Origin of the sequence: Proteus sp. FZP2095, from assembly GCF_023701425.1 — a bacterium.
Lineage (GTDB): Bacteria > Pseudomonadota > Gammaproteobacteria > Enterobacterales > Enterobacteriaceae > Proteus > Proteus cibarius.
The window spans coordinates 230,331-245,504 of the sequence record NZ_JAMQBJ010000004.1; the positions used below are offsets into that span (position 1 = coordinate 230,331).

The following is a 15,174-nucleotide window of genomic DNA, read 5'->3' on the forward strand; positions in this document are numbered from 1 at the left end:
GAAATTTAACCTTTTTTTGATTTGATAACCAAGAAAATCAGAGCCTTTTTAAGATAATTCCTTATATATCATTTAATTAATAAAAATAAAAAAAAGTAAATTTCTGACAATTTTTTTCCTTGCTAATACGAATTTAGGTGAAAAATGCAGATTTCTCCATATAATTTTACAAAAACACTCTGATCTTACGCGAAAATCATTGATTAAGTAGTCAGAGAAAACCAAGAACGAGACATCATTGTGGGATCATACAATACAGTAATTATAGGTGCAGGTGCCGCAGGGCTTTTTTGTGCGTCTTTAGCAGGACAAGCAGGATTATCTGTTTTAGTCCTCGATAATGGTAAAAAAGCAGGCCGTAAAATTCTAATGTCAGGTGGTGGACGTTGTAATTTCACCAATATGTATATCGAACCTTCGGCATATTTATCAGAAAATCCACACTTCTGTAAGTCAGCACTTGCTCGCTATACACAATGGGATTTTATTGAATTAGTGCAAAAACATAACATTGCCTACCATGAAAAAACGCTAGGGCAGCTATTTTGTGATGATTCAGCACAACAAATTGTTGATTTATTACTCACTGAATGCCAAAAAGGAAAAGTAAGTGTTCGCTTACGTAGTGAAGTCACGAAAGTAGAGAAAACAGATGTAGGCTTTACTGTTTGGGTTGATGGAAAAGCTATTACGACACCTTCGGTGGTTATTGCCAGTGGAGGTCTTTCTATGCCCGGTTTAGGTGCCACCCCTTTTGGCTATAAAGTTGCAGAGCAATTTGGGCTTTCAGTTTTACCAACGCGCGCAGGATTGGTTCCTTTTACATTGCATAAACCTCAACTTGAGCAATTAAGTCAGCTATCAGGCGTAGCTGTACCCGCTATTGTGACAGCAAAGAATGGAACGAGTTTTAAAGAGAACATTCTTTTTACTCACCGCGGTCTTTCTGGCCCTGCTATTTTGCAAATCTCTAATTATTGGCAATCAGGTGAGTATGTGAGTATTAACTTACTTCCGAATACTGATCTTGAAAGCTTTCTACAAGAAAAACGTCAAGAGCATCCAAATCAATCATTAAAAAATACGCTTTCTCGCTTATTACCAAAGCGCTTTATTGAAATAATGATAGAAAATAAACAGTTACCTGATGTTTCTCTGACTCAACTTAATAACGATCGTATTACGCAAATTGCAACGTTACTACAAGAATGGCAAGTGCAACCCAATGGTACTGAGGGATATCGTACCGCAGAAGTCACACTGGGTGGCGTAGATACTCGAGCCCTATCCTCTAAAACAATGGAAGCCACAAAAGTAAAAGGACTCTATTTTATTGGGGAAGTGGTCGATGTAACAGGCTGGTTAGGAGGATATAACTTCCAGTGGGCATGGAGTTCAGCTTATGCCTGTGCACAGAGCCTTATTTCTACACCAAAATCGACTTTTGTTGAGCAATAATGAATAAATTTGCAAATAGTAAAGTTATAAATATTGGCTTCATAATTCTTTAAACTTATAAGTCATACATAATAAAAACCAGCCATCATCAATCAGTGATGGCTTTTCCTACTTGTATTTCTTAGTAATGATTAAAAATACCTTATATCCCTTCGTTTTATCTGGTTTTATGCCGCATTTTCTCTTCTTTTTCCTATAAATGACCCTATAAAGAATATTGTTAACTATTTGGTTATATTAATATTTTAAAAAATTATTAAAATAAAATAACTCGTTAATCAGTGAGTTAAGACTTTTTTGACTCTTTTTTCTAATTTGCTTAAAAAAATGGCTTTACAAATGATACTGAGAACCATTATCATTAATAGCACTTTCAGATGCACCACCTTCAGGGTCATATGAAAGAACGACATTGCTCACATTGCTTCCAGTGTTTTACTTTAGCCAGCCGGGTGCTGGCTTTTTCTTTTCTAGAACTTATTCGATGTTTTTGTTTCCTCTTATTCAAATTATTTGGATCTTCAGGTTAAATTCCTCCGCTTTTTTACTTTGCGCTATTGAGTAAACTGTGTTCAACAACTTCAGAGAAGGAAACACATTATGATTTATCTACGCAAAGCAAATGAAAGAGGACACGCTAATCATGGTTGGCTAGATAGCTGGCATACCTTCTCTTTCGCAAATTATTACGATCGTGACTTTATGGGATTTTCTGCACTACGAGTTATTAATGAAGATCGCGTCATACCCGGTGAAGGATTTGGTACTCACCCACATAAAGATATGGAAATTTTAACCTATGTGCTTGAAGGTAATATCGAGCATAAAGACAGCATGGGTAATAAAGAAAATGTTCCTGCGGGTGAGTTTCAAATAATGAGTGCAGGTACAGGTATTACTCACTCAGAATATAATCCGAATAGTGATAAAGGACTGCATTTTTACCAGATTTGGATTATGCCAAACACCGTCGGTATCACACCACGTTACGATCAACGCCGTTTTGATACGACAGTAAGCAAACAGCTTGTTTTATCGCCAGATGCCCGTGATGGCTCCTTAAAAGTCTTCCAAGATATGACGTTATGGCGCTGGAACCTGAAAAAAGGTGAAGAAGCACAATATCAAGCCGAAGCTGGTCGCCATGTTTGGCTACAAGTTGTGAAAGGTAAAATAACGATTAATGACATTATTGCGACCACCAGTGATGGTGTAGCCATTGCTAATGAAGATATGATCCGTTTCGTTGGTGATGAAGATAGTGAAATCTTGCTGTTTGACTTACCTCCTGTAACAGCATAGTTGGGTTATCACCCTCTAAAGCCACTTTTTCTCTAATAACCTATTTCACTTTATTTTTCTATTCCCTGAAATCTTCTCGCATTTCAGGGATTTTTTTTCTCTAAAATCTCAAAAATAAAAAAACACCAAAATCACATCCTATGAGTTTGGTGTTTTTATTCACACTATATTTTTATTTACGTTAATAGTAATTAACGTTTTGGTCCAACTTTAGTCAATGCTTGACCTGCTGGGGTATCCGTATATTTATCGAAGTTTTTCACAAAGCGATCGGCAAGATCATCTGCTTTGATATCCCATTGGGTTTTATCCGCATAAGTATCACGAGGATCTAATATTTCGCTGTTAACGCCAGGCAATGCAGTTGGGATCTCTAAATCAAACACTGGTAATGTTTTCATTGGTGCTTTATCAATATCACCATTTAGGATGGCATCAATAATCGCACGTGTATCTTTAATTGAAATACGCTTACCTGTACCATTCCAACCTGTATTAACTAAGTAGGCTTTTGCACCTGATGCTTGCATACGTTTTACCAATACTTCAGCGTACTGTGTTGGATGCAGAGATAAGAATGCTGCACCAAAACAAGCAGAGAATGTTGGCGTCGGTTCTGTCACACCACGTTCAGTTCCCGCTAGTTTAGCGGTGAAACCTGACAAAAAGTGGTATTGCGTCTGTTCCGGTGTTAAACGTGAAACAGGAGGTAGCACACCAAAAGCATCCGCTGTTAAGAAAATAACTTTCTTAGCGTGACCTGCTTTGGAAACAGGTTTAACGATATTATCGATATGATAAATAGGGTAAGAAACGCGGGTATTTTCTGTTTTCGAGCCATCGTCGAAATCAACAGAGCCGTCAGATAACACAACCACGTTTTCTAACAGTGCATCACGTTTAATTGCACCATAGATATCGGGTTCAGCTTCTTTTGATAAGTGGATTGTTTTTGCGTAACAGCCACCTTCAAAGTTAAACACACCGTCATCATCCCAACCATGCTCATCATCACCAATTAGCTTACGCTTAGGATCGGTTGAAAGAGTTGTTTTACCTGTACCAGATAGACCAAAGAAAATAGCAACATCACCACTTTCGCCAACGTTTGCGGAGCAGTGCATAGAAGCCATACCTTTAAGAGGAAGGAAGTAGTTCATCATAGAGAACATACCTTTCTTCATCTCGCCACCGTACCAAGTACCACCAATTAACTGAATGCGTTCAGTTAAATTGAAAGCAACGAAGTTCTCTGAATTCAGACCTTGTGCCTTCCAATTTGGATTTGTACATTTCGCTCCGTTCATCACAATGAAGTCTGGTGTAAAATTTTCCAGCTCTTCTTGTTCAGGACGAATAAACATATTTTTAACAAAATGCGCTTGCCAAGCAACTTCTGTGATAAAACGCACTTTTAAACGCGTGTCAGCATTCGCACCACAAAACGCATCAACAACAAACAAACGTTTGCCTGATAGCTGATTAGTGACTAATGATTTTAAGTCAGTCCACACTTCTTGTGAAAGTGGCTTATTATCGTTCTTACCTTTACCCTGATCAGCCCACCATACGGTGTCACGAGTAACATCATCACGAACAATGTATTTATCTTTCGGAGAACGTCCAGTAAATATACCTGTATCAACGGCAATAGCGCCTAACGAGGTTTGTGTGCCTCGCTCGTAACCTGTTAATCCTGGCTTGGTTTCTTCATCAAATAACAGCTCATAGCTTGGGTTATAAATGATTTCGCTCGTGTCCTTAATACCGTACTGCTGGAGATCCTTAGGGGTAAGACCTTTAACGCTCATAGTTTCGCTCCTGATAAATAGACCTTTCTACGAATAATATTAAGGTGTTACGAGTAATTAACAGCGATTGTTATCAATATTTTGAAAATTTATAATTTTTTTATGTTAAGAACGAGAGCTAATGCACAAAACTACAGAAAAATTGTTGAATAAAAAAGGACGCAAAATAGCGTCCTTTAGATAAAATAGTCTTGCTAAATCGAATCAGTGCAATTCAGAGCCATCCAACTTATTGATATTATTAATATCATTCTCAGTGAAGATGTAATGTGTTCCACAATATTCGCATTCCATATCAATATTTCCCTGTTCTTGCAACAGGTGGTTCACATCTTCTTTCGACAATGTTACTAATGTATTTTCACAACGTTCACGCGAACAAGTGCAATGGAATTCAACAACTTGAGGATCATAAAGAGTGACATCTTCTTCGTGATATAAGCGATGTAAGATCTCTTTAGTATCTAGCGTAAATAGCTCTTCAGCTTTGATTGTATGTGTTAACTGTGTGAGCAATTCAAAATGTTCAGCAGTATTTTCTGCGGTGAACTCTTCTGATGCCGGCAATACTTGTAATAACATACCCGCAGCAGCTGGTTTGCCCGCTTGCATACCACTACGAATAAATACGCGCGTAGGTAACTGTTCTGATTGCTTAAAGTAGTTATCAATACAGGCTTCAATAGTTTCACCATCAAGAGCAACAATACCTTGATAACGTTCACCTTTTTCAGGTGTTACCGTAATGACCATAAAACCATTCCCGATCATCTCTTTTAAGGTACTACCCGCTTTAACATCATCCCCAATACGCGCAACACCACGCATTTGTTGATTGTTATTTCCATTGATCACTGCCAATCGCACAGGGCCATCACCTTGTATTTGAACCGTAATATCACCTTCAAATTTAAGCGTAGCTGTTAACAAACTGGTAGCCACCAGTAAATCACCCAGAAGGTGTTGAACTGGCTCAGGATAATGGTGATTCTCAAGCATTGATTGATAGGTTTCAGTCACATTGACCAATTCGCCACGTACCGCGTTTTTTTCAAATAAAAAACGTGATAAAGAGTCTTTTTTAGACATGATTTTCTCTCATTTCAGGGAATCGGTTAATCCGATTCTTGTAAATTTGTCTGTTTGAAGCGAAGTAAGGTGCGTCTTTCCTTTTTATCAGGGCGACGTTCAGGATGAGGCATAGTTAACGCATTCATTTTTCTTGCTAGAGCAATTTTTTCTCTTTTAGCAATACTCTCTGGTGTTTCACAATAAAGTGCCTGAGCTTGGGTAGCACCTTGTCGTTGTGAACTGACCATAAGAATGGTTACTGTCCGTTCATCATTACCTTGTCGTAGGCGTATTTCTGCGCCTTCTTCAACGATTTTACTTGGCTTACCTCTCACACCATTGTAGTGAACTTTGCCACCTTCAATCATTGTGCGAGCGATTGCGCGCGTTTTATAGAAACGTGCAGCCCAAAGCCATTTATCTAAACGGACGCCACTTTCTTGCGATGGTTGACTCATCCCTTTCTCCTTAACTTCAACTTCTTTATGAAGGCGATAGTGTAAACACATAGCCTTCCACAACAAGGGACTTACTGAGGAGGGCGATAAAAACAGTGCTCATAGTAGAGACTGATTTTATTCATGCGTTGGTTATTTTGTCGCCGACGCCGGATGATAAGAAATAGGTTCAATATTAAGAACCCAATAGCGATAAACAATAATAACGTATTCCCGATGTAATATAACATTGTCATTGAATCGGGCAGGCTATGTAAAAATATCTGTAATGTGCCATTCGCATCAATAACCATGCCGGTTATTACGCCACCTGTATCAAAAGGTGTATGTAATAAAATATCGGATAAACGTTGTAGTTCGCGCCACTGTTCTAACGGAGTAGGCTCAAACACGGAGTTTGAACTTGAAGCGTAATCAACAAGCTGTTTTCTTTCATCACTGATTAACAGCACGCCACCCGGTGGAGGACTGTTTAGCAGTATTGCGGCTTTATCTATTTCTCGGTAGATAAAAGAAGATGTGGTGGTGTCGATAAGCTTTTCCAAGGCCTCAGCACTCACAGCACGTAATAAAACATTGGTTCCAGTTAATTTACCACTTTCAGCTCGTTGAACTAATGCAGCCCAATCATTGACATTACTTAAGTTAACTAACGCCATTTTAAGGCGAATACACTCATTTTCTCTTGGGCATAAATCCTGTGTTTTCAACACAATGCCATCAAAATTATCTAACAGATTCATCCCGGACTTAGTAATCGCTTGGCCTAAACTCGGGTTAACTCGGTTATTAGAAACGGGATGTAATTGTTCTTCAACCATATGCAATAATGCGGCAGCTTTTTCTATCGTGCTCGATTCAGGCATTGGCATTGGATTACTGTTATTCCAGTAAATTCCTGAACAATCAAAAGGTGCAAAAATAGTTTTATTATTCTTACTTGATAAATTAGGTGGCATGTAACACATCCCAACCCCTTTCGCTTGAATAATGTCTCCTACATGCAAATCCGTTGTTTCTAACTCAGTAAAATTAGTGACTAAATGAGGTTCTGTATCTTTAAACCATGAAAAACTGAGTTTCATTGAAAGAGAAAGAGGTTGATAAAGATACAACATGCCAATAATAAACAGGCTCCAAAAAACGAAGATAATATTTTTAATATAGCGTTTATATGGATAATTTTTCTCTTCATCATGCAATGAAAGGTAGTTTCCTTGCTTTACTACATGATGATTTGGATACATTTCTAAATAAGTTACCTTATCAATATCACTTTGAATATAAGGCTCCCAATGAGGCGGATAAACGAGATCAATCCCCCCTAAAGAAACATTTTTTACCTGTCCATGATCAAAGTTGCCAAAAAGCCCCCAACGCTTTAAACGCCCCTTAAAGCAGTGGATTTCTTGTTTACGTGGCTTGATTAAAGGATTGTGGATCAGAAAAACACCAACAGCCAAAAAAGCACCACCGGTAGCTAGGATCCAAGGAAGAAAAACTTGAGGCATCATTAAGGCTGTTAAGCACAGCGTCAACCCAAGACAAACAAAAGAGCCATCCCAAAAACCAGATGAGTTATGTAATCGATATTCTTCGTTTGTTTCTTCTCTGATTTGTAATAAGTGAGCAGCATCACCTTCGTTCTTTTGAATTGTTGATGAACCATTTGCCAATATAGGCTCAGAAAGCTGCTTTAAACTTAAAGCAGAAAAATGAATTTTTTCATCTTTTAAGAAATGGCCATTCACACCAACCACGATGGGGATCGAAGGGGTGCAGACAACATCAAGAACGTTTTCTTGCTGAAGATAAGGAACAAGCAGTGGGGGAATATGAATTTCTACGGCATCAATATAGTAACGCCAATGATTTAATCCTTCACTAGAGCCCGCAAAGCGATTAACGATATTTCTTAATGTAGTAACGACTTCACCTTTAATTGGCATGTCGGGGAAGTTTTGTAATGAATAGCCAGAAGAGAAATCAGATGTGCCAAAATAAGATAAATAATCACTAATAAGCCCATAGTCATCAGAAGTGAGCTTGCGATAAGTAGGTTTAGCTAAAGATGGGAGATGATGTGAGCCATCAAGCCGCCTTCTTTTAAAGAATAGAAAGGCGGCCATTATAAATAGGCTTATCATAAAGATAGCCAATATAATGACTGATAATCTCATTTTTTCCCCATGCTTATACTGATGCTGCGTAGTAACAATAACAAATTTAAAACCCTGCCTAACATAAGGCAATTCCTATTCTTTTGTTCTATTTTTTATTTAAATACAATAGATTATATTCTTGTTGTCGCGTTATAATTTATATCTCTTATCAAGTTTATATCTGCTAACAATGCTATCTTCGGGTAAAATAGCGAATCAATAAATAATAATATTCTCAAAAAATCAATAAATAACAAGATTTGATAGCGGAGTGTACTCAATTTTCCTTTAAAAGCTAAATCTAATTGTTAGATTTATTTTGTCATTAATGTGTTAAATTCAGGTTAATCTCTATTCTGCCAGGGGCTGTTATGAAAAAACTAAAAAAACCCAATATATTAAACGTTGATAACATCGCCCGTTCTCGATTATTTCAGATCCAATCCGTTAATCTAGAGTTTAGTAACGGAGAAAAGCGTACTTATGAGCGAATGAAACCTGCTAATCGTGAAGCCGTTATGATTGTTCCTATTATTGATGACCATCTTATTCTTATTCGTGAATACGCCGTAGGTATCGAAAATTACGATTTTGGTTTTCCCAAAGGCGCTATCGATCCTGGTGAAAATGCCCTACAAGCCGCGAACCGCGAACTAAAAGAAGAAATTGGCTATGGTGCTCACTCATTAATAGAGCTTGCAAAGCTTTCTATGGCACCGTCTTACTTTTCTAGCAAAATGAACATTGTTATTGCACATGATCTTTATCCAGAGCAACTTGAAGGTGATGAACCTGAACCACTGCTTCAAATACGTTGGCCTATCGCAAAAATGATGGACTTACTCGACCATCCAGACTTCACTGAAGCTCGCAGCGTCAGTGCTCTCTTCTTTGCACACCGCTATCTATTACATAATAAATAGATAATAAAAAACCGGACTTTGACATCCGGTTTTTATTTTCGATTAATTAGAATAACTCGTTAGATTCGCCATTATCCTCAAAAATCTGAGTTCCTACTTCATTTTTTGCTCTTTCTGTCGGTTGGGTTCCATCAATAAAATATTCTTTCATTGAAGCACCATCGCCCGCCAGCTTTCCTGTTTTTCTATCAATTTGAACAGCCACGACACCTTGTGGTACAGGCATCATACTCACTGGTACACCATCGAGAGCCACTTTCATAAAGTCGTTCCAAATAGGTTGTGCTGTTTTAGCACCCGCTTCACCGCCACTAGCCGCAGTCCTACCTAAGTTGCGGCTACTGTCATCAAAGCCAATCCAAGCGGTAGCAACAATATTGGCGCCATATCCAGAGAACCACGCATCTTTAGAGCTGTTTGTTGTTCCTGTCTTACCACCAATATCTTGGCGTTTAAGATCACGAACAGCTCGCCAACCTGTACCAGACCATCCCGGTTCACCTACAAGGTTTGTTCTTAATGCATCATGCATTAAGTAAGCCAGTGGTGTACTGATAACGTGTGGTGCATAAGGGCTTTCTTTTACAGTCTCAGCCAATGGTGCTTGTTCTAATTCAATGTCAGGAGCTACATTGACAGACTGAGACTGATGAGATTGAGCAATGTTTTCCATATAGTCATCAGATAATGCAATAGAACGCATAGTATCGCCGTAAATAACAGGGATATCAGTACAATCTGGGCAGGCTACTTTTGGTTTTGCAGTAAACAGCTCTTCACCATCAGCATTTTCAATACGTTGGATATAGTAAGGTTCAATGAGATATCCACCATTTGCCATAACAGCAAACCCTCGTACCATTTGCATTGGTGTAAATGATGGTGATCCTAATGCTAAAGATTCTGTTCTATCAATATTTTGGTTAGGGAAACCAAAACGTAATAGATAATCAGCAGCATAATCCACACCCATTGCGCGCATTGCACGTACCATCACTACGTTTTTAGACTGACCTAAACCTTGACGTAAACGAATAGGACCTGCGTAAGTTGGCGGTGAATTTTTAGGGCGCCAATCTGTTCCTGCCCCAGCATCCCAACGGCTAATAGGTAAATCATTAAGCAGTGTTGATAACGTCAACCCTTTATCTAACGCCGCAGCATATAAGAAAGGTTTAATGTTTGAACCGACTTGGCGTAAAGATTGAGAAACTCGGTTAAATTTACTGATCTCAAAATCAAAACCGCCAACAAGCGCAATAATCCCTCCGTTGATTGGGTCTAATGCAACAAATGCAGCATTAACACCCGGAAGTTGCGCTAATACCCAGTTATTTTCATTATTTTGGCGTACCCAAATTTGCTCACCGACATGGACAACGGCATCAACTTTTGTCGGTGTTGCACCTTGAGCGGTGTCAGAAATAAATTTACGAGCCCAACGAACTGCTTTTAAATCTAGCGTAATGTTGTCACCCGTTTTTAAGATAACTTTGGCTTCTTTAGCATCCGCGGATAACACAACAGCCGGAATTAAAGGACCATAAGTTTGGATCCCTTTTAATTTCTTGTTGATAGCTTCGTTATCCCATGGCGTTTGCCCTTCACTCCATAAAACTTCTTGAGCACCTCGGTAACCATGACGCATATCGTAGTCGATAACATTGTCACGCAACGCTTTTTCTGCTGCTAGTTGATCTTTACGCACAACCGTAGTGTAGATTTTATAGCCATCTGTATAAGCATTTTCACCATAGCGCTCATACATCTCCATTCTCACCATTTCTGTTAGATAAGGTGCGGAGAAATCAATTTGCGGTGCATGGTATTTAGCAACTATCGGCTCTGCTCTTGTACTTTCATACTGTGCACGAGTGATATAGTTCTCTTCATACATACGCTGTAAAACGACATTACGACGTTTTAAAGCACGATCATAAGAATAGAGCGGATTAAGTGTCGATGGCGCTTTTGGTAAACCAGCAATCACTGCCATTTCATTTAGACTAAGCTCATGAACACTTTTACCAAAGTAAACATAAGCTGCAGCACCCACACCGTAAGCACGGTTACCTAGATAAATTTTATTTAGATACAACGCTAAAATTTCATCTTTAGTCAGCTCTTTCTCAATGCGGATCGCCAAAAAGGCCTCTTTAATTTTTCGCATTAATTTCTTTTCAGGTGTTAAAAAGAAATTTCGAGCTAATTGTTGCGTGATGGTACTTGCGCCTTGAGAGGCTTGTCCTGATGTTAATGCCACGACAACAGCACGAGTGATCCCAATAGGGTCAATACCGTGATGTTCACGAAAACGAGTATCTTCTGTTGCGATAAAGGCATTAATAAGTTGAGGAGGCATCTCCTCCAATGTTAGCGGTAAACGACGTTTTTCGCCGTATTGCGCGATTAACTCTCCGTCTGCACTAAATACCTGCATAGGGGTTTGTAAACGAACATCTTTTAATGTCGCGACATCGGGTAACTGAGGCTCAACATACTTATACATACCGTATATCGAGGCTCCTCCCAAAATTATGCAAGCAAAAACGAAGATGAAAAAATATTTTAAGAACTTCACCTTAAATTTCCCATGTAGTGTGAATTGGGCAGTTTATAAACAAACAGTACGTAGTATAAAGGTAACGCCTCTTTGAAAATAGGCAATTACTCATCAATAGATATGGATATCATTTATGGAAACACACAATTACCAGATTGGTATTGAAATTAACACTCATCATATCAATGCAGTTTTGGTATTTCAGCAGAATAATCAATGGAAGATCAGTGCATTTTGGCAATTCCCTTTACCTCTTAATGACGATTTGGATGATATAAAATTAAGAAAAATCCTAATTGATTGGCGTAAAAAATTACCCTCTGTTAATAATGTTACGCTTTCTCTACCGGATATTTATGAAAATTATCAAATTATCCCACTACCTCATGCTATTTCCCTTACATCAGCAGCATGTTATCGGTTAGCGCAACTACGAGCCACATCTTACACACAAAACACGAAAATCCCTGTTAATTTTGATTATCGGCAAAATAAAGGGAAACTCGCTATTCATCTGTGCCATAAACCAATTTTAGATAAATATATTGACTTATTTTCTCGAATAAACTTAACAATAACTGCAATTGATACCCCTGCATGTGCACTACGCTACTTAGCAACTTACCTTGATATCTCACCTCAAGATCCACTTTTATACTGTAAAAACAAAATGCTACTTTGGGTATCATCTGATGAAAATATGCCCCATTACGGCTCTCTCGCCTATGAAAACCAACAAGAACAACAAGCATGTATTGACCAGTTAATAGAAAAATATCATTGGTCATTAGAGCACTGTTACTTAACGGGTGATAATGAGGAATATTTTAACCAGTTAATGCCTATTTGGCCCAATCATTCCCACGACTTATTTAAAATAACGTCAAATAAAGATCTCATTCCACTTATTGCTTTGGGTTTGGCATTACGCCCTGAAGAGGTGTTATGTATCAAGTAAATTACCTACCTTGGCGTCACAGGTTATTTAGACAGAAAGCATTGTTATGGCTTTCTCAAACGCTATCATTGGTCACAATCACTTTCGTTATTTGTAGCTATTACACTTACCATCTGACACAAAAGCGAACGCTCATAACAACGCAACAACGTCAAACACAACAACAAGAAGATTTATTACTAAAACAGCTCGATATATATCAAGAACAAAGAAAACAGACACTTTTACACTATCAAAATTATTCACTCTATTATCAAAACTGGCTGCGCTATTTACATTACATTCGCTTCTTTCGAGCTATCGAAACGCATCTTCCTTCAGCAGGTTGGATTAGCCACTATAATGAAGCAGATAATCAACGCTCCCTGTATCTCACTCTCCCCAATACACAATCACTCTCCTTTATTACCAACCTTAAAAGTCACCCTATTTTATCCTCTTTAACATTGAGTTATTTAAAACAAAGCAAAGCTAATCCGTCTTATACAGAAGTATATTTAAACGGAAAATCAGAGGAACAAGGTCGAGGGTACGAAAATGAAGAAGATAAGGGAAGCCAATGAAAATAAATACACAATGGTTGTTATTTATTGCATTTTTACCTAAGTGGAAACTCACTTTACTGAGCTTAATTATACCTTTTATTGCCTTTCTATTTTATTACCTCTTTATCTACACAGATTACCAACAAGAGATAACTCAACAACATATAGAAATGGCACAAAGACTAAAGCGCATTAATCACCATCAAAATACGTTAGAGACAATGCCTTCTATTAATTCACTGATCACACAGCAAATAGATTATGACATCCCATTAAATAGCTCACCAGTTAGTGAGCAATTACAACGCTTACTGATGACTTATCACTTTATACCAGAGATTTGGGAAGTCATGCCTAACTCTTTATATAAACTGACTTTTACTTTGTCTTACTCACAGTTTTTAACACTATTGGAATATCTTAATCAAACGAGCTTAGCGCTTATTTCTCTGAATATTGTTCCAATAGAAACCCATTTAATTTCAGTACAAATGAGCCTTACGGAGCTAAGTTATCCTAGCGCAATACAAGGTGATATATCATGAAGATAGGAATTTTAATTGTCATCTTATGTATGACAACCAACATTTGGGCTCATACCAGAGATCCCTTCTTTCCTGAGAATAGCGATGATGAAAAAATATCATCCACCTTTATTGAAGAGCAAACATCAATCACAGAACAACCCGAAAAATTATATCACCAACTTTATTCTTTAAATTATGCTGATGCTGATAAATTAGGTGAACAACTAAGTAATCATACCATTCCATTACTTAGTCAGCAGGGACGCGTTATTGTAGATAGTGAATCAAATAGCCTTTCTATAGTTGATAATAGTAAGACACTGTCTGAAATTGAGGATTGGTTAAAATTACGGGATACTCCCCAACAACAAGTTCATATCACCGCACATATTGTGAGTAGCAGTCAGGATGCTTTAAATGAATTAGGCACTCAATGGGGATTACAAGCATTAAAAACACAAACCGAAAACGCATCTACAACACCTAATGCTATTCCAACAACCTCTTCGCTTAATTCAACGTTATCAACCCCTTCACTTTCTGCTTTATCACTCCATCAAAACACCAAAAATCCCCTTCACTATATTGCATTTAATATTGCCAGAATTAATGGACGTCTATTAGAGCTTGAATTAAGCGCGTTAGAGCAAGAAAAACAGTTATCTATTATTGCAAGTCCACGGCTAATGACTGCTCATGAAAAAACAGCATCCATCAAACAAGGAACGGAGATCCCCTATGTCAGTAGGGATAATGAAATGACACGAGTTCAATTTAAAGAGGCTGTCTTGGGTATGGAGGTAACACCCATGATCCAAAGAAATAAAAAGATAAGATTAATACTTAAAATTAGTCAAAACACACCGGGTATTGCACTTGTTCAAGGTGGAAGTGAACATCTATCTATCGATAAACAAGAGATCAGCACAGAAGTGACTATTCGTGACGGAGAAACCATTATGTTAGGAGGAATATTTCAACAAAAACAGCAAGAACACACGGCAAAGATCCCTTTATTATCCTCAATTCCATTATTAGGGGTACTTTTCAGTCATAAAAGAGATCAACACAGTCGCCATGAATTGGTTATTTTTATTACACCCAAATTAATCTAATTTTTTATGCGATAAATATTTTTATCATAAAATACAAAGCACTATATGTTTTTTACTAGGATTAAACTTAGAGTTATTCATTGTTTTTTCTTATAATCAGTATTTATAGATTTGACGATGAGGACGATTTAGCTTACAAGGGTTAGCTAATTTGAGTGAACCTGAAACATCACAATAAAAATACGGATACATTTTATGCACTTCCTCTATTCTTGGAGGTAGGGCTTTTTATATGTAATATTGATCGATTGATGACGAAAAAGACAATATTATCAGATGCG

General features: G+C 37.8%; 12 protein-coding genes. 7 read left to right on the forward strand and 5 right to left on the reverse strand.

Going from position 1 to position 15,174, the window contains the following annotated elements; genetic code table 11:
• Nucleotides 1-240: 240 nt before the first annotated feature.
• A complete protein-coding gene (locus NBG71_RS15800) occupies nt 241-1,458 on the forward strand; it encodes a BaiN/RdsA family NAD(P)/FAD-dependent oxidoreductase (protein ID WP_075672588.1) in 1,218 nt (405 codons plus the stop codon).
• 600 nt (nt 1,459-2,058) lie between these two features.
• Entirely contained in the window at nt 2,059-2,760 is a 702-nt protein-coding gene (locus NBG71_RS15805) for a pirin family protein (RefSeq protein ID WP_159242155.1), read from the forward strand.
• A gap of 191 nt (nt 2,761-2,951) precedes the next feature.
• Here the strand turns inward: NBG71_RS15805 and pckA are convergent, their stop codons facing one another.
• From pckA to umoB, 4 genes are all read right to left on the reverse strand, one after another.
• Nucleotides 2,952-4,571 carry a phosphoenolpyruvate carboxykinase (ATP) gene (pckA, locus tag NBG71_RS15810; protein WP_075672589.1) on the reverse strand — a complete coding sequence of 540 codons (1,620 nt, stop codon included), beginning with the start codon at nt 4,569-4,571 and terminating at the stop codon, nt 2,952-2,954.
• Nucleotides 4,572-4,775: 204 nt separating this feature from the next.
• Complete coding sequence (gene hslO / locus NBG71_RS15815) at nt 4,776-5,660, reverse strand: Hsp33 family molecular chaperone HslO (RefSeq protein ID WP_250917005.1); 885 nt, start codon at nt 5,658-5,660, stop codon at nt 4,776-4,778.
• 26 nt (nt 5,661-5,686) lie between these two features.
• Entirely contained in the window at nt 5,687-6,100 is a 414-nt protein-coding gene (gene hslR, locus NBG71_RS15820; protein ID WP_072068950.1) for a ribosome-associated heat shock protein Hsp15, read from the reverse strand.
• Nucleotides 6,101-6,171: 71 nt separating this feature from the next.
• The gene (gene umoB, locus NBG71_RS15825) at nt 6,172-8,280 is read right to left on the reverse strand and encodes a flagellar biogenesis regulator UmoB (RefSeq protein ID WP_075672591.1); all 2,109 of its coding nucleotides are present in this window, start codon (nt 8,278-8,280) and stop codon (nt 6,172-6,174) included.
• A 353-nt stretch (nt 8,281-8,633) separates the two neighbouring features.
• Between umoB and nudE the strand changes: the two genes are divergently transcribed.
• Nucleotides 8,634-9,185, forward strand: coding sequence for an ADP compounds hydrolase NudE (nudE, locus tag NBG71_RS15830; protein WP_075672592.1), 552 nt, complete (start codon nt 8,634-8,636; stop codon nt 9,183-9,185).
• Between the two features lie 46 nt (nt 9,186-9,231).
• On the opposite strand, the gene mrcA is transcribed toward nudE, so the two are convergent.
• Complete coding sequence (mrcA, locus tag NBG71_RS15835) at nt 9,232-11,766, reverse strand: peptidoglycan glycosyltransferase/peptidoglycan DD-transpeptidase MrcA (protein ID WP_099659244.1); 2,535 nt, start codon at nt 11,764-11,766, stop codon at nt 9,232-9,234.
• 115 nt (nt 11,767-11,881) lie between these two features.
• On the opposite strand from mrcA, the gene NBG71_RS15840 reads away from it, so the two are divergent.
• From NBG71_RS15840 to pilQ, 4 genes are read left to right on the forward strand one after another with little or no spacing between them, the layout of a single operon-like run.
• A complete protein-coding gene (locus NBG71_RS15840; protein ID WP_075672594.1) occupies nt 11,882-12,706 on the forward strand; it encodes a hypothetical protein in 825 nt (274 codons plus the stop codon).
• A complete protein-coding gene (locus tag NBG71_RS15845; RefSeq protein ID WP_099659246.1) occupies nt 12,694-13,269 on the forward strand; it encodes a PilN family protein in 576 nt (191 codons plus the stop codon). Before NBG71_RS15840 ends, NBG71_RS15845 begins: the two co-directional genes overlap by 13 nt.
• Nucleotides 13,266-13,796: a hypothetical protein gene (locus tag NBG71_RS15850; RefSeq protein WP_099659247.1), complete on the forward strand. Its 531-nt coding sequence runs from the start codon at nt 13,266-13,268 to the stop codon at nt 13,794-13,796. Before NBG71_RS15845 ends, NBG71_RS15850 begins: the two co-directional genes overlap by 4 nt.
• Nucleotides 13,793-14,893 (forward strand): type IV pilus secretin PilQ, encoded by a 1,101-nt coding sequence (pilQ, locus tag NBG71_RS15855; RefSeq protein WP_250917006.1) that lies wholly within the window; start codon nt 13,793-13,795, stop codon nt 14,891-14,893. Before NBG71_RS15850 ends, pilQ begins: the two co-directional genes overlap by 4 nt.
• Nucleotides 14,894-15,174: the final 281 nt, after the last annotated feature.